The sequence below is a fragment of the Flavobacteriales bacterium genome, from assembly GCA_016713875.1.
GTDB lineage: Bacteria > Bacteroidota > Bacteroidia > Flavobacteriales_F > PHOS-HE28 > PHOS-HE28.
Genome location: JADJOI010000003.1, coordinates 1,207,793 through 1,223,259 on the forward strand (window position 1 = coordinate 1,207,793; position 15,467 = coordinate 1,223,259).

The 15,467-nt window shown below is 64.8% G+C and carries 15 protein-coding genes and 1 tRNA gene; 12 read left to right on the forward strand and 4 right to left on the reverse strand.

Going from position 1 to position 15,467, the window contains the following annotated elements:
• The first annotated feature begins 41 nt into the window (after nt 1–41).
• Nucleotides 42–115: transfer RNA gene (locus tag IPJ87_06630), tRNA-Ala, on the forward strand.
• A 44-nt stretch (nt 116–159) separates the two neighbouring features.
• Here IPJ87_06630 and IPJ87_06635 read toward each other — a convergent pair.
• Nucleotides 160–1,251, reverse strand: a complete 1,092-nt coding sequence (locus IPJ87_06635) for an acyl-CoA reductase (GenBank protein ID MBK7941536.1) — start codon at nt 1,249–1,251, stop codon at nt 160–162.
• A 36-nt stretch (nt 1,252–1,287) separates the two neighbouring features.
• Here IPJ87_06635 and IPJ87_06640 point away from each other — a divergent pair, with 36 nt between their 5' ends.
• The 11 genes from IPJ87_06640 to IPJ87_06690 all read left to right on the forward strand — a co-directional run bounded on the left by IPJ87_06640 (nt 1,288) and on the right by IPJ87_06690 (nt 11,493).
• Nucleotides 1,288–1,635 (forward strand): 4Fe-4S dicluster domain-containing protein, encoded by a 348-nt coding sequence (locus IPJ87_06640; GenBank protein MBK7941537.1) that lies wholly within the window; start codon nt 1,288–1,290, stop codon nt 1,633–1,635.
• 40 nt (nt 1,636–1,675) lie between these two features.
• The gene (locus IPJ87_06645) at nt 1,676–2,575 is read left to right on the forward strand and encodes a hypothetical protein (protein MBK7941538.1); all 900 of its coding nucleotides are present in this window, start codon (nt 1,676–1,678) and stop codon (nt 2,573–2,575) included.
• Between the two features lie 51 nt (nt 2,576–2,626).
• Entirely contained in the window at nt 2,627–3,718 is a 1,092-nt protein-coding gene (serC, locus tag IPJ87_06650; protein MBK7941539.1) for a 3-phosphoserine/phosphohydroxythreonine transaminase, read from the forward strand.
• Nucleotides 3,719–3,723: 5 nt separating this feature from the next.
• Nucleotides 3,724–4,692 carry a D-2-hydroxyacid dehydrogenase gene (locus IPJ87_06655; GenBank protein ID MBK7941540.1) on the forward strand — a complete coding sequence of 323 codons (969 nt, stop codon included), beginning with the start codon at nt 3,724–3,726 and terminating at the stop codon, nt 4,690–4,692.
• A gap of 4 nt (nt 4,693–4,696) precedes the next feature.
• Nucleotides 4,697–5,914: a DUF1015 domain-containing protein gene (locus IPJ87_06660; protein MBK7941541.1), complete on the forward strand. Its 1,218-nt coding sequence runs from the start codon at nt 4,697–4,699 to the stop codon at nt 5,912–5,914.
• 9 nt (nt 5,915–5,923) lie between these two features.
• The gene (locus tag IPJ87_06665) at nt 5,924–6,592 is read left to right on the forward strand and encodes a YggS family pyridoxal phosphate-dependent enzyme (protein ID MBK7941542.1); all 669 of its coding nucleotides are present in this window, start codon (nt 5,924–5,926) and stop codon (nt 6,590–6,592) included.
• A gap of 75 nt (nt 6,593–6,667) precedes the next feature.
• Nucleotides 6,668–7,687, forward strand: a complete 1,020-nt coding sequence (locus IPJ87_06670; GenBank protein ID MBK7941543.1) for a hypothetical protein — start codon at nt 6,668–6,670, stop codon at nt 7,685–7,687.
• A gap of 147 nt (nt 7,688–7,834) precedes the next feature.
• A complete protein-coding gene (locus IPJ87_06675) occupies nt 7,835–8,899 on the forward strand; it encodes a fatty acid desaturase (protein ID MBK7941544.1) in 1,065 nt (354 codons plus the stop codon).
• 4 nt (nt 8,900–8,903) lie between these two features.
• Entirely contained in the window at nt 8,904–9,431 is a 528-nt protein-coding gene (locus IPJ87_06680) for a HEAT repeat domain-containing protein (GenBank protein ID MBK7941545.1), read from the forward strand.
• A gap of 411 nt (nt 9,432–9,842) precedes the next feature.
• Nucleotides 9,843–10,061 carry a hypothetical protein gene (locus IPJ87_06685; GenBank protein MBK7941546.1) on the forward strand — a complete coding sequence of 73 codons (219 nt, stop codon included), beginning with the start codon at nt 9,843–9,845 and terminating at the stop codon, nt 10,059–10,061.
• Between the two features lie 379 nt (nt 10,062–10,440).
• Entirely contained in the window at nt 10,441–11,493 is a 1,053-nt protein-coding gene (locus IPJ87_06690; protein ID MBK7941547.1) for a WG repeat-containing protein, read from the forward strand.
• Between the two features lie 20 nt (nt 11,494–11,513).
• Here IPJ87_06690 and IPJ87_06695 read toward each other — a convergent pair whose 3' ends face one another.
• The 3 genes from IPJ87_06695 to IPJ87_06705 are packed head-to-tail and all read right to left on the reverse strand — an operon-like array spanning nt 11,514 to nt 15,412.
• On the reverse strand, nt 11,514–12,890 hold the full coding sequence (locus tag IPJ87_06695; GenBank protein MBK7941548.1) for a hypothetical protein: 1,377 nt from the start codon (nt 12,888–12,890) through the stop codon (nt 11,514–11,516).
• A 12-nt stretch (nt 12,891–12,902) separates the two neighbouring features.
• Complete coding sequence (locus IPJ87_06700; GenBank protein MBK7941549.1) at nt 12,903–15,005, reverse strand: T9SS type A sorting domain-containing protein; 2,103 nt, start codon at nt 15,003–15,005, stop codon at nt 12,903–12,905.
• 23 nt (nt 15,006–15,028) lie between these two features.
• Nucleotides 15,029–15,412: a hypothetical protein gene (locus IPJ87_06705; protein MBK7941550.1), complete on the reverse strand. Its 384-nt coding sequence runs from the start codon at nt 15,410–15,412 to the stop codon at nt 15,029–15,031.
• Between the last annotated feature and the right edge of the window lie 55 nt (nt 15,413–15,467).

The following is a 15,467-nucleotide window of genomic DNA, read 5'->3' on the forward strand; positions in this document are numbered from 1 at the left end:
CCGGTGCGGTGATCGAAAGATCTCCGAAATTCGCGCCCCCCGGGGCTGTAGCTCAGCTGGCCAGAGCGCGTCGTTCGCAATGACGAGGTCGAGGGTTCGACTCCCTTCAGCTCCACCGGTGAACAGGCCCGCCTCCGCGCGGGCCTGTTCCGTTGCAGCTCACAACGAAAGCAGGAAGGCGACCGTGTCCACGCCATCGGCGTAGTCGGCGGGGCCGGGCCGCTGCGCCGCTCCGAAGGGCACGGCGTCGTGACCCACGACACACTGCACCTGATCGGCCAGCTCGGCCAGTCGGGTTCGCAACACGTGCCGGTCCGTGTACCGTTCCAGGTGCAGCACCGCCACCGGGCTGGCCAATGCGGTGGTCTCGCGAAGCAGCAGGAAGCCGTTCTCCAGGAAGGGCTCCCGGTCCAGCAGCCACAGGGCCCGGTGGTAGTCCAGGTTGTTGGCGTACTTGGCGTGGTGGGCGATGTCCTTCCAGCGGAAAAAGGCCTGAAAGATCCGGTCCGTCACGAAGTCGACCGGCACGAAGACCTTGCTGACGTTGCGGCAGCCCAGGCCGAAGTAGCGGAACACGTCCTCACCCAGCGCATCGAGCTCCGCCTCGCTCTCGGTACCATCGAGCACCGCGACGCTCACCCGTCCCTTGCGCACGATGCGCGGCAGGTGGCCGAAGTAGTGGTGGAAGTAGCGGGCGGTGTTGGTGCTGCCGGTGGCGACCACCGCGTCCACCGGTCCGAGGCGCTCCTCCGCGAAGGTCACCGAGGCGGCGAGTTCCGGGCACAGGGTGATCAGCGCGTCGGTGGTGGCGCGGGTGAGCCCGGCGTCCTGGCCGCTCACCTTCACCCGGGCGCGGTGGCCGGCGAGGGTGACGCATAGCAGGTCGTGCAGGCCCACGAAGGGCACGTTGCCCGCCAGGATCAGGCCCACGGTGCGCGGAGCCCGGGCCTGCACCAGCGCCGGATAACCGGCCAGCCAGCGGTCCAGCCCGGACCGGTCGAGCAGGTGGGCGATGCCCCCGGCGGCGTACCGCACCTCCTCCGGCGTGAACCAGCCGTTCTGGTGATGGGCATGTGCAAAAGCGGACCGCAGGACCTCGAGCTCGGCCTCGTTCAAGCCACAGGCGTGGCCCGGCCACGGGGCGTCCTCGCCGAGCAACGCGAAGATGCGGCCCAGTTGGGCCCATGCGGCCACCGTCCGTTCCAAGGCCGCCCTGCGCCCTTGCTCCTCTCCTGCTTCCGCCCTGTGCACCGGCTATATTTGCGCCCCCAAAAGTAGCCCACCGCCATGGCCATCATGATCACCGACGAATGCATCAACTGTGGTGCATGCGAACCGGAGTGCCCCAACAACGCCATCTACGAGGGCGGGGCCGAGTGGCGGCTGAGCGACGGCACCAGCCTGCACGGCGCACAGACGACGCCCATGGGCAACAGCTACGATGCAGATTCGGCCAACACGCCCAAGGCCATGGACGTGTATTACATCGTCACCGACAAGTGCACCGAGTGCCAGGGGTTCCACGATGAGCCCCAGTGTGCCGCCGTGTGTCCAGTGGATTGCTGCGTGGACGACCCCGACCACCGGGAGAGCAAGGAGCAGCTGCTGGCCAAGAAGGCCTTCCTGCACCTGTGAGCCACGTACGCCGGTGCCCCCGCCGGCCGTTCTGCGGAAGATGAGGACGTCGCTTCGGACCCTGCTCGGCGCCTTGGGCGCGGCGATCGCCTGTTCCACGGTGGGCCAGGACGGGTTGGGGCACGACGGCTGGCCCGGCGATCTCACGGCCGAACTGAGGGCCTTGGCCGATGCCCGGACGGCGACCGCCCAGGACAGCATCAGCGAGCGGGTGAAGGCCGCATTGCGTCCGGTCCTGGACGCACCGGACGCGTTCGACCGCACCTTCGCCGGCATCCCCATCACCACGGTCGACGCGGCCGACGGGCGGTTCAGGCTCTTCACCTGGAACCTGGCCCGCCCGGACGGGACCCATCGCTACGAGGGTCTGCTGCTGGTGAACGACGGCCGGCGCCGGGCCCTGTACGAACTGCGCGACATGACCGAGCGCATCCCCGCACCGGAGTCCACCGAGCTGGGGCCGGAGAACTGGTACGGGGCGTTGTACTACGACGTGGTGCCGGTGAAGCAGGGCGGCCGCACCTGGTACACCCTGCTGGGCTGGAAGGGCCACAGCCGGGTGGAGACCCGGAAAGTGATCGAGGTGCTGAGCTTCCGCGGAGGCAAGCCCCGCTTCGGGGCCCCGCTGTTCGCCGGGGATGAACTCCCTGGCAAGGGCGACCGGCGGATCAAGCCACAGCGGCGCGTGTTCGGGTACGCGGCCCAGGCCACTATGAGCCTGAAGCGCGACCCGCGGGCCGAGCGCATCGTGTTCGACCACCTGAGCCCCATGCGGCCCGACCTGGCGAACGACCCCGCCTTCCGGGGTCCCGACCTGAGCTACGACGCCTACCTGTGGGATAAGGGGCTGTGGCGGTTCGAGCGCGATGTGGACGCGCGCGACCTGGACATGGCGCGGCCGTGGAACGCGCCGCCCAAGGAAGGCCGCTCGAAGTTCTGAGCACCGCCGGGCCGCGCGGCTACCTTTGCCGCCGATCCAACGACCGATCCCATGCTGACCGCCACATCCAAGAAGGTCCACAACTACAGTGCGGGCCCCTGCATCCTGCCGCAGGAGGTCTTTGAACAGGCGGCCCAGGCCGTGCTCGACTTCGAGGGTAGCGGCCTCAGCATCCTGGAGATCAGCCACCGAAGCAAGCCGTTCGAGGCCGTGATGGCCAAGGCCCAGGCCCTGGTGAAGGAGCTCCTCGGCGCACCGGACCACTACCAGGTGGTGTTCCTGGGCGGGGGTGCCAGCCTCGGCTTCCACATGGTGCCGCTGAACTACCTGAAGGCAGGCGGCAAGGCAGCCTACGTGAACACCGGCGAGTGGGCCACGCGCGCCATCAAGGAGAGCAAGCTCATCGGCGACACCGTGGTGGTGGCCAGCAGCGAGGACCGGAACTTCAACTACATCCCCAAGGGCTTCGAGATCCCATCGGACGCCGAATACTTCCACTTCACCAGCAACAACACCATCTTCGGCACGCAGTTCAAGCAGTTCCCGAAGAGCCCGGTGCCGGTGGTGTGCGACATGAGCAGCGACATCTTCAGCCGACCGGTGAAGGTGTCCGACTTCGCGCTGATCTACGGCGGTGCCCAGAAGAACATGGGGCCTGCCGGTGCCACGGTGTACCTGTTCGACCCCGAACGCTTGGGGCACACGGGCCGCAAGCTGAGCCCCATGCTCGATCTGAAGAACCACGGCGCGAAGGAGAGCATGTACAACACCCCGCCGGTGTATGCCGTGTACGTGAGCATGCTCACCATGGAGTGGATGAAGAAGGTGGGCGGGGTGGCCGGGATCGAGAGGCGCAACAACGCCAAGGCCGGCCTGCTGTACGGGGCCATCGACCGCCTGGCCCCGGTGTTCAAGGGCACCACGGCCGTGGAGGACCGCAGCGTGATGAACGCCACCTTCGTGCTGGGCGACCCGTCGCTGGAGCCGGCGTTCGACGCCCTGTGGAAGGAAGCGGGGATCAGTGGTCTGCGCGGGCATCGCAGCGTAGGCGGCTACCGCGCCAGCATGTACAATGCGCTCCCCATCGAGAGCGTGCAGGTGCTGGTGGACGTGATGGACCATTTCGCGAAGAAGAACGGATAAGGACCATGCGCATCCACGCCAACGACGGCATTGACACCGCCGCCAAGGATCGCCTTCAAGAAGAAGGCTTCACCGTCACCACCGACCACGTCCCGCAGGACCGTCTGCAGGCCTACCTCAACGCGGAGAAGGTGGACGTGCTGCTGGTGCGTAGCGCCACCAAGGTGAGGCAGGACCTCATCGACGCCTGTCCGAGGCTGAAGCTCATCGGGCGTGGCGGCGTGGGGCTGGACAACATCGACGTCGCCCACGCCAAGGCCAAGGGCATCCCGGTGATCAACACCCCGGCCTCCTCGTCCATCTCGGTGGCCGAGCTGGTGATGGCGCACCTCTTCGGGCTGATGCGCAACCTGCATGAGGGCAACCGGCGCATGCCGGTGGACGGCCGCACCCGGTTCAAGGAACTGAAGAAGGCCTGTGAGAAGGGCAACGAAGTGCGAGGCCGCACCCTGGGCATCATCGGCTTCGGCCGCATCGGGCAATGGACGGCCCGTTACGCCCTGGGCTGCGGCATGCGGGTGATCTACGTGGACAACCGCACCACCGTGGAGGCCATCGAGATGGAGATCGGCGGGCTGCCGGTGCGCGTACCGGTGAAGATGGTGACGATGGACGAGCTGCTCGCCCAGGCCGATGCCATCAGCCTGCACGTGCCGGCGCAGAAGGACGGACAGCCCGTGCTGGGCGAGGCCGAGCTGGCTCGCGTGAAACCGGGCGTGGTGATCGTGAACACCGCCCGCGGCGGCAGCGTGGACGAGGATGCCCTGCTGGCCGCCTTGCGTGACGGCCGCGTGCGATCCGCTGCGCTGGACGTGTTCACCAACGAACCCGAGCCGCGCGAGGACCTGCTCCACGAGCCGCGCCTGAGCCTGAGCCCGCATATCGGCGCCGCCACGGCCGAGGCTCAGGGCCGTGTGGGCGCCGAGCTGGCCGAGCTGATCCTGCACTGGCGCGACAGCGTGCAGGTCGCCTGAGGCCATGCTGCACCTGCGTCCGTTCAGGGCCTGGCGGCCCATCCCCGAAAAGGCGCACCGCCTGGGCAGCCGCAGCTACGTGGCGTACACCCCCGAGCAGCTTGCGGCCAAGCTGGACGGGAACCCGTACACCTTCCTGCACGTCATCCATCCCGACCAGGGCCGCGATGCGCACCTGTCCCGCGCGGAGCGTCACCGCCGGGTGCAGCTCAAGTTCAAGGCCTTCTGCGACCTGGGCTACCTGTGCCGCGACGCCGAGCCGTGCCTCTACGTGTATGAGCAGACCAACCGGGGCGTGGCCTCCCTGGGGATCATCGCCGGGGTGAGCGTGGCCGACTACCGGCAGGGCTTGATCAAGGTGCACGAACAGACCCTCACCGCCCGCGAAGCGCTCTTCACCGACTACCTCGACGCCACCGGCATCAACGCCGAGCCGGTGCTGCTGGCCGCACCGGACGATGGCGGCCTGGAGTACCTGCTGACGCCCATCACCCGCACGGCGCCGGACAGCGACTTCGTGACAGGCGATGGCGTGCGCCACCGCACCTGGGCCGTGGCCGACCCCACCTGGCGCCACGCCGTGCAGGAGCTCTTTGCCACGCTTCCGGCCCTCTATATCGCCGACGGTCACCACCGGTTGGCCAGCAGCGCGCGGCTGGCCGAGGGCAGCGGCGCCACCGATGTGGACCCGAAGGCCTGGTGCCTGGCCTACGTGCTCCCGCACACGCACCTGCACCTGTTCAACTTCGACCGGGCGGTGACCACGCTGAACGGGTTGAGCCCCGAGGCCTTCCTGGAGGCGTTACAGCACGTGGGTCGCGTGGAGCCCGTGGACAGCCCCGGCACCGTGCACGGCGTGGTGTGCGTGCGCACCCGGCTGGGCTGGCATGCACTGCACCTGCCGGCACCGCCGCCAGGGGCTCCGTCGGCCGACCAGCTGGACCCGGCCCGGTTGAGCGAACTGGTGCTGGGTCCCATTCTTGGCATTCACGACCTGCGCACTGACCCGCACATCCACTTCGTGCCCGGCACCCATGGCATCGACGAACTGGAGCAGCTGGTGGACAGCGGCACCATGGAGGCTGCCTTCCACCTTCAACCCGTGAGCTTCGAGGAATTGAAGTCCGTGGCCGACAGCGGAGGCACCATGCCGCCCAAGAGCACGTACATCGAGCCCAAGCTGCGCAGCGGCCTCACCGTGTACTCGCTGGAGGACGTCTGACCTCTGCCCATGGCCTCCACCCTCGCCGAGCGCTATCAAGCCGTGAAGGCCGGGCTGCGTCCGGGTGTTACGCTCGTGGCAGTGAGCAAGACCCGCACGGTGGACGAGATCCGTGCGTTGTACGAGCTGGGCCAACGCGATTTCGGGGAGAACTACCCGCAGGAGCTGCGCGAGAAAGCACCCCAGCTGCCGGACGACATCCGCTGGCACTTCATCGGCCACCTGCAGCGCAGCAACGTGAAACACGTGGTGCCGGTGGTGCACCTGATCCACGGGGTGGACGGCCTGAGGCTGGCCGAGGAGATCGACAAACGCGCCGCCGCCGCGGGCCGTCCGGTGGACATCCTGCTGCAGGTACACATCGCCCGGGAGGAGACGAAGCACGGGCTTGCGGCGGAAGAACTGTGGGATGCGGTGCGGAGCTGGCCGTGGAGCGCGTGGCCGCACCTGCGCCTGCGCGGGCTGATGGGCATGGCCAGCAATACGGACGACCGCGACCAGGTGCGGCGCGAGTTCGAGGGCCTGAAGCAGCTCTTCGACACCGTGGCTGCCGCGAACACGCGTCCGCCGGGCCCCTTCGACACGCTGAGCATGGGCATGAGCGGCGATGCCGACCTGGCCCAGGCGGCGGGCAGCACCCTGGTGCGCATCGGCACGGCCCTCTTCGGCCCGCGATAGGTTCTTCACAGGCAGGCAACCCCCGGTGGGGATCCCGTCTAATCCATGTAACTTGGTGCACCCTATCCGTCCGGCATGACACGGAACCCTACCCTGCTCGTCCTTTTTGTTGCCGTGTCCCTCCATGCCAGCGCACAACGCAGCGTGGAGGTGGGCGTATCGCAGGGCGTTACCCACTATTTCGGCGACCTGGGCAACGAGGAGGGCGCGGTGCAATGGGGCAGCACGCGTCCGGGCATGGCCATCACCGTCCGCGACTTCCTGAACAACAAGAAGCGCTACGTCACCCGGGCCATCACCACGGAGGCCCGCTTCAGTTGGAACCGCGTGGGCTACAACGAGGCCGATCCCGTGGGCGGCATGAGCGGCATCGACCTGCGCAACTACCGTCGCGGGCTCAACTTCCGCACGGACCTCTACGGCCTCAGCACCCACCTGGTGCTGAACGCCTACCGCGAGCCGTACAAGCCGCTCTTCAAGCAGCGCTTCTTCGCCTTCTTCTACCTCGGAGTGGGCGTGTACTACGGCCGTCCGAAGGCGGACCTGTTCAACGGCGCCCAGGATATGGCCAACCGGTATCACTTCTGGGAGGACGGCACCATCCGCAACGCCCCGCGCGACACGCCCGAGGACCAGGCGCAGATCATCCAGCAGGATGGCACGTACGAGACCGACCTGTACAGCTGGGTGACCGAGGGCAGCAGCGCGGCCGGCGAGGGCACCACGTTGGAGCGCACGAGCCCTTGGCACATCGGCGTGCCCATGGGCATGGGCATGCGCTACATGATCACCCGCAAGATCTCCCTGGGCCTGGAGTTCTCCTACATCAGCTTCTTTACCGACAAACTGGATGATGTGAGCGACCGCTATGCCACCTGGAACGAGATCGACCAGACCTATCCGGGTGACGCCTCCAAGCAGGAGCTGGCGCGCTACATCAGCGACCCAACGGGCTGGGGCACGATCGGCACCATCGACCCCAAGACCAGCCCGCGCGGCAATCCCCAGCTGCCGGACGGCATCAGCTACTTCAGCCTGGAGGTGAGCTACAAGTTCAAGCGCAAGCCGGGCCGCCGCAGTTTCGTGAGCCTCTGAACCACCTGACCGTACGGACGTGGAGCCCCCGGTGCCGGGGGCTGCGCCGTTCAGGGCCGCACCTGCCGCAGGTCATTTGGGCGCACGCCCCGCGATGCCGACCTTCGCAGCGCTCCGGCGGACCGCACCAGCGGCCGGCCGGGACCGATGGTCAAGCTTGGACCGATCACCGACCCCACGTACACGGCTCCGGCGTCCTGGAACGCCTTGGACCGTTTCTTCCTGCGCTACATCCGGGATGAACGGGACCTCCCCTTCATTCACCTCTCGCTGCGGATCACCTTCTCGCTGATCCCGCTGGGCATCTTGCTCTACCTGCCCTTCGTCACCGGCTGGTGGTGGGTGCTTGCGGCGGTGGCCTACCAGTACGTCAACAACGTCACCTACAAGGGCCCCTTCGGGCTGATGCTGCACTGTACGAGCCACCGCCCGCTCTTCAAGAAGGAATACGAGTTCCTGAACCACTACATCCCCTGGGTGCTGGCGCCCTTCTTCGGCCACTCGCCGGAGACCTACTTCGCGCACCATGTGGGCATGCACCACGCGGAGAACAACCTGGAGGACGACGACAGCACTACGATGCCGTACCGGCGCGACTCGGTGCGCGGGTTCGCCCACTACTTCGGGCGCTTCCTCTTCGCGGGCATCTACCACCTGGCGGCTTACTTCTTCATGAAGAAGCGCAAGCGACTGATGTACCGCGCGGTCCGGGGCGAGCTGCTCTTCATCGCCTTCTGCACGGCCCTCTGCTTCATCAATTGGCCCGCCACCGTGGTGGTGTTCATCATCCCCTTCGTGCTGTTCCGCATGGTGGCCATGATGGGCAACTGGGCACAGCATGCCTTCCTGTGTGCGGAGGACCCGGCCAACAGCTACTGGAACAGCATCACCTGCATCAACACGAAGTACAACCACAAGTGCTGGAACGACGGCTACCACATCAGCCACCACATCAAGCCCAGCATGCATTGGACGGAGCACCCCACGTACTTCCAGAAGACGCTGGCGCAGTACGCCGAGCGGGACGCGATCGTGTTCGACGGCATCCACTTCCTGCATGTGTTCTTCTGGCTGATGGCCAAGCGCTACGACCTGCTGGCGAAGCACTATGTGGACCTGAACGGCCGGTACCGCAGCGATGCGGAGGTGGCCGAGATGCTGCGGAGCCGCACCCGGCCCATCCCCTTCGCGAGCCAGCTGGCCGCCGCCTAGCGCCATGGCGAAGCCTGCGATGGAGCCGGTGTTCGCCGCGCTGCTGAGCGCCGACGACGCCAAGGTGCTCGGTGCCTTGGTGGCCGTGGAGGCCCGCGGCGATGCACGCGCCATCCGCCCCCTGCTGCATGCGCTCGCCGGTGCACGGGACCAGGGCGTCCGCCAGCGCATCACCAACCTGTTGAACCAGGTGAAGGTGCCCGACGCGGCGCGCGAGCTGATCGCGGCCCTTGACGAGCCCTCTTTGGCCGGGGTGCGCACGGCCGTGCTGTCGGCCCTGTGGAACGCCGGGCTCGATGTACGCGACCATCTGGAGGTGCTTGTGGGCGTGGCGATCGGCGGCACGGCCGAGGAGTGCTTCGAGTGCCTCACCGTGGTGGAGAACCAGGAGCTGTGGCCCGAGCGCGCGGCGCGCACCTCCTCCACGCGCCTGCGCAACGCCGCCGCGGCCGAGCCCGACCCCTACAAGGCCACCCTGCTGAACGACCTGCGCGCCGTGCTGGACGAGCGCCTGGGGCGCGATGACGCCTGAGCGGCTCTTCCTCTCGCCGCCGGCCGCCAGCCACCGGCCGCCCACCTTCGCCCCCTCAGCGTCCTCTGCGCCTCTGCGTGAAGGGCATTCCACTCCCGCCGCAGGCCACCTGCTTCTCGCCACCAGCCACCGGCCGCCCACCTTCGGCCCCTCAGCGTCCTCTGCGCCTCTGCGTGAAGGGCATTTCTCTCCCGCCGCAGGCCACCTGCTTCCCGCCGCCAGCCACCGGCCGCATCGCCCCTGGTCCTGATCCCGCCCTTGCGCCTGCACCTGCCCCTGCACCTGCTCCCGCTCCTACCGCTCTCCTGCCCGCCACTTGCTCCCTGACGCCCGCCACCTGCTCGGCCGGGCTCACGCTCCCCCCTGTGCTGGGCCTTGCTTTGGGTCACCAACGAACCCCGCCCCCCCGCCATGAACCGCACCGCCACCCTCCGCAGCCTCCTGGTCCTCGTGAGCTTCCTCACCCTGGCCCAGGGCACCTTCGCCGCCGCCCCCCGCAAGGCCGCCAAGGGCAAGCCGGTGCGCACCGAGCGCCGCATGGTGGCCCCCTTCGTGGACCCCACGATGGACCTGGCCGCCTGGACCGAGCAGCAGCGCGCCGCCCAAGCCGCTGAGCGCGTCGCCCGTTGAGCCGGCCTCCAGCTTTCCGCTTCCCGCCACCAGCCACCAGCCGCCAGCCGCCCACCCTCGCCCCCTCAGCGTCCTCTGCGCCTCTGCGTGAAGGGCACTCTCCCGCCACCAGCCACCAGCCGCCAGCCGCCCGCCTGCCCCCCCCAGCGTCCTCTGCGCCTCTGCGTGAAGGGCATTCCACTCCCGCCATCGGGCGCTCGCCTCCGGCCGCTAGCCTCAGGCCACCGGCCGCATCGCCCCTGGTCCTGCTCCTGCTCTTGCCCCTGGGTTCCTTCTTCATTCCTCTTCCTTGATCCTTGATCTTTCCTCTTTCCCGCCGCGCGCCCTCTTGCACGTCTCCCCTCCGCTGCCCACCTTTCGGATCCACACCGACCCACCCATGCGCACCCTTTCCCTCGCCCTTCCCCTGCTGGTGACCACCCTGACCTACGGCCAGCGCTACATCGCCCAGGTGAAACCCGCCGGCCAGGAGCTTTGGGGCTACCTGAGCAGCACCGGCGAGTTGGTGGTGCCGCCCACCTACAAGGGCTGCTTCCGCTTCACCGAGAGCGGGTATGCGGCGGTGCAGGACCCCGCCACCAAGAACGGCGCCTTCATCAACACCAAGGGCGAACGACTGGCCACCGAGGTGCCGGCCTTTCAGCTCGTCAGCAGCTTCGGCGGCGGCGACGTGCAGGGCTTCAGCTGCGGGCTGGCCCCGGTGAAGGTGGGCGAGCTGTGGGGCTTCATGAACACGCAGGGCAAGCTGGCGGTGCAGCCCGTGTACGACAAGGTGGACGCCTTCGAGAGCTGCCTCAGCACGGTGATGAAGGGCAAGAAGCTCTTCATCCTGACGGCCGAGGGCAAGGAGACCCCGGTGGCGGACGCCGGCATCCTGGACGTGAAGAGCTTCACGGACGGGCTGGCGCCCTTCAAGACGAAGGAGAAGCTGCACGGCTTCATGAACGGTGAGCAGCAGGTGGTGATCCCGGCGGTGTACCTGTCGGTGGGCTACTTCAGCGGCGGCCTGGCCTGGGCCAAGGACAAGAGCGAGAAGGTCGGCTACATCGACAAGCAGGGGAAGTGGGTGATCGAGCCCAGGTTCGATGCGGCCAAGGAGATGGACCCCACCAGCGGTCTGGCGCGGGTGAAGAGCGGCGAAGCCTGGTACTACGTGGACCGCACGGGCAAGGAGGTGCGCCCCGGCGGCGGCGCCACCGGCCTGGGCGACTTCAGCGAGGGGCTGGCCGAGGCCAAGCAGGGCGAGCTCACCGGCTTCCTGGGCCCCGACGGCAACTGGGCCATCCAGCCCAAGTTCCAAGGCGCCCGCGCCTTCAAGAACGGCTTCGCCGCTGCCAGGCAGGGCGAGCACTGGGGCTACATCGATCCCAAAGGCAACTGGGTGATCGAACCCCAATACGACACCGTGAAGGACATGGAGAAGGTGCCGTGAGGGTGGAGCGCAGCCCTCAATCAGCGGAGGACCTTGGCCATTCGCTGTCCGAGTCCATCACTGCGTAGGATGTACAGGCCTTTCGCAGTATGGGTGAAATCAATAATGACGCTCAGCTGATCTGTGCCGACAGCATGGCGCATCACACATCGACCCGTTGCATCATGCACGGTCAACGTGCGGCATGCTTCGCCCCAGCCACTAACACTGAAGATACCATCCGAATGATCCTGCACCCGTAGAGATGCAAAGAAGGCCGGAGTGTCTTGCTCGTGTACGCCCAACGGCGTGCTACATGTATCCGCGAACGCCCCGCCGATCCATTTAGCCACCCCGTTCACCGGTATCCCATCTACGATGTTTCCCGGGGCCACAGCCACATAGAGCGTGTCCTGAAGGAATGCCAGGCTTGTCGCGGTCGCGCTCAATGGGAAGCTTGTGCCCAGGCCACACCACTGGGCCCCATTCCAGATGGCGATGCGTTCGGCGGGTACTTCACCGGCACAACCAATGCCACCTGCTACGAACAACTTGTCCTCATGCACCACCATATCATATACCGGTGCGCTGAACGAGTAACCACAATAGACGTCCTGCAAATGGCCACCTACCGCATGCCATTGATCGCCATCCCACCGCATGATACCATGTCCGGCATTGCCATCCGACAAGCGCACCGATCCGGCCGCGTACAACTCCCCGTTGTATACTGCCAAGGCCTTTAGCCCGGAAAACCCACCAAGAACGCCAGGGCCTAAGCCTATCCACTCCGTACCGGTATACCTCATGATCGCCCTCGTTCCGTCGCTCAGGTTGAGCGTTCCACAAGCTACTGGTTCGTTATCAAATAAAATGATATCCATTATCTGCGTGTTCGAGTTGAGCCCCGGAACTACGCTTAACTCGACCCATTGACCTTCAGATCGCTTTGCTACGCCATTGCAGGTGTGCGCGTCTACCTCATCAAACGCACCAACAGCGTACAGTTCGTTCCCAATTACCTTCAGCTTGTTGATCGTTCCATTCGAAAACGAGCCATACGGTGACCACTGACCATTAGCATAACAAGCAGCACGCTGAACCGCCACACCATCAACACTCGTGAACACACCACCTACAATAAGCGTATCCCTCCAGAGTACTGCAGTCTTTACCACCTGGTCGAAGATACCCAACGTATCCCATTGCCCCGCGGAGTACCGCAACAGTGTCGGTTGTCCTAACGCGAGTTGGAGATAGCCGCACACGTACAGTGAACCTGTGCCTGTATCCACAGGAAGGCTGAAGATCCAGTTCGTAGGCACCTGCAGTTGCGGCATGCCTGCGTCCACCCAGTTGTTCTGCGCCTGCAACACCCCAGGGCATGCGATGGCGATCGCACCTATCCAGGTCTGCATGATCTTCAATGCTTAGCGCAACACGATTCGCGCCAAACGCGACGATGCCCCTTCAGTTCGGAGCAAATAAATGCCAGGTGACAAGTGCGCCAGGTTCAGGGTCGCAGAGCGCTGATGAGCACTGATCGCCATCCGGTGAACGATCTTTCCGGACGGGTCGAACACGGTCAAAGACCGGCTCGAGGGGTCCCAGCCCAACACCGTGAAGCGCCTGTGATCGGTTTCGAGGACCATCAGCTGATCGCTCGTCTCGAACGAGCCATGGTCCGCAACCCCGGTGAAAAGGTCGGTGCAGAGGGCCACGAGGAACCCATCCCTTGTGCTGGGATAAAAATAGAGGTCATCGAACCAGGCCGGTGCGCCAGGGTTGTACAGCGGAAAAAATGAGAACTGATCCGTGTGTTTGGAGGTGTGCCCTCCTGCGTAGATGAGGGCGTTCCGCCAGGTGAGGGTGCAAATGTTCTCGCCAAAGATACCCGATCCACCTCCCAAATAGCTCGAATGGACCAGCACATGAGACGGGGTGAAGACCATCAGCATAGCATCTAGCCCCTCTTGCACGGGACCCTGATAGTCAGAGACCAGTGCATCCTGAAAATAGACCCCGTTGAGCTCGGCTAGTGGAAGGGTCGCGTCTTCGGTGTAACCTGCCACATAGATGTTGCCGAAGGCATCGGTGGTGACACATTCCAGCACATTCTCACCGGTGCCGCTGATGTACGTGCCCCAGACAAGTTGTCGGCTACTAACAGCAAAGCGGAGGATGAATCCGGCCTGACCGGAATTGCTAGGGTCGTACCAACCTGATCCAGGTGCGATCGGCATGTCTGTGCTCGTAGTGCCGCCCACCAGCAGGATATCACCGTTGGGAGCGATGGTCAGGCTGTTCGTGCCCGGCAGATCCTCACCTCCGCCACCGAAGGGTGTGGCCCATGTGCACACCGCGTTCTGGTTGAAGGCCAGGAGGAACGCATCCGTTCCACCGGCATTCGTGCTCTGGTCGTATGCAAAGGCGCCCCCGTCCACGGTGGTGACTTCGCCTTCCGACCAACCGGCTACCACGAATCCGGTCCCACTGGCACGCACATCCGTGGCGGCATCGTCCTCGTCGCTGCCATACGGCGTACACCAAAGCAGCTCGTCATCGCTCCCGAATAAGGCGATGAACCCATCCCTAGTGCCACCGGTATAGCTCCAACTTGTGGCACCGCTCATGGGCTGGATGGGCAAACCGGTTCCGTCGGTCTCACCCACGATCAGTAACCGATCCAGTCCGTCGAGCGCGATGCCGTAGGCTGCTTCCCTTCCGTCACCGAAGTAGGTAGACCAGAGGCAATTGCCGGAACCATCGAACTTACCGACAATGGCCTTGCGTTGCCCCCCCGAAGCGAGCTGATCATTGTACGCCCCGCTCTGGGGCCAGTTGAACAGGCTATTGTCTACCGAATAGCCCGTCACATAGACTTCCTGCGCGCTTTCCGCAACCACGCCCCAGCCCACGGTATGGTCCCCGGCCCCGCCCCAGTAGACTGTCCATAGTAGTTCGTGGTCCGGGCTGAACTTGGTGAGAAAGACCGCCTCCCCGGAGGAAACTAGCTGGATCCCGACGGTCTGGGGAAACGTGACGAATGCACTAAGCGAGTAGCCCACCACGTAGTAGTTACCATCGCTATCAGTGGTGCTGGCATAGATCCGCTCGCCATCGTCCCCGCCGAAATAGGTGCCCCAGCACAGGGCATCCGGAGCGTTAACGTCTACCATAGGCTCAGGTCCGATCTGTAGCAGTACAGGCAGGTGCGGGTCGTAGTTATCGAACTGAAAAGACACCGTGCCCTGGCCTCCGCTGGTCTGGTACTCCGCATTCCAGTTTAGTGGAACTACGCCCCCCAAGGAGTCCACCTGGTAGGCTTGGGCTTGGCGGAATTCCAGCCACCGACCGTTGCGATACAGCCGTAGGGTGCCATTCACGTCTACGTTCAGACTATCCTGACCTTGGAAACCGAGAACTAGATTTCCTGGAATGAAGCCGGGTTGGCAAATAAAGGTCATCCGTGCGCCCGAACTACCACTGTAGAATTTCAGGTCGATATCTTCGAAAATGTCTTTGTACAGCAAGATGTCATATCCATGTACTTCGATTAGCCCGTTGGGAGCTGTGTGATCAAGAAAGAAGTTCTTGTGATGTGCTTTAAGGTCATAGCTTTGAGGCATACGGAACCTTGCTCCTTTACCAGAAGCGAACATATGGATGTTGTAAAGGTATCCAGGGTTCCAGATATATCATCGACCATTGCCATAGAAAATGCGACACGCGAACTATCCAATAGCCAAGAGCGTGGTTGCGCGCCTTCGGAGTAAAACTTCACGCGACTGATCGGTCCGCCGTTTGGATCTGTGACCTGCCCTTTATTTTCCCAATAACCTATGGACGGTTTCGGCTCCTCATAGTAAAGATCAGGTAGGTGCTGTGCGATCAGTGAAATTCCACCTAGCAAATGGAGGAGGACGACGATGCGTTTCATGGGTCTAGTCAGATTCCTTAACTGAACCACCTCTTGAAATCCAAGGTGAAGCTAG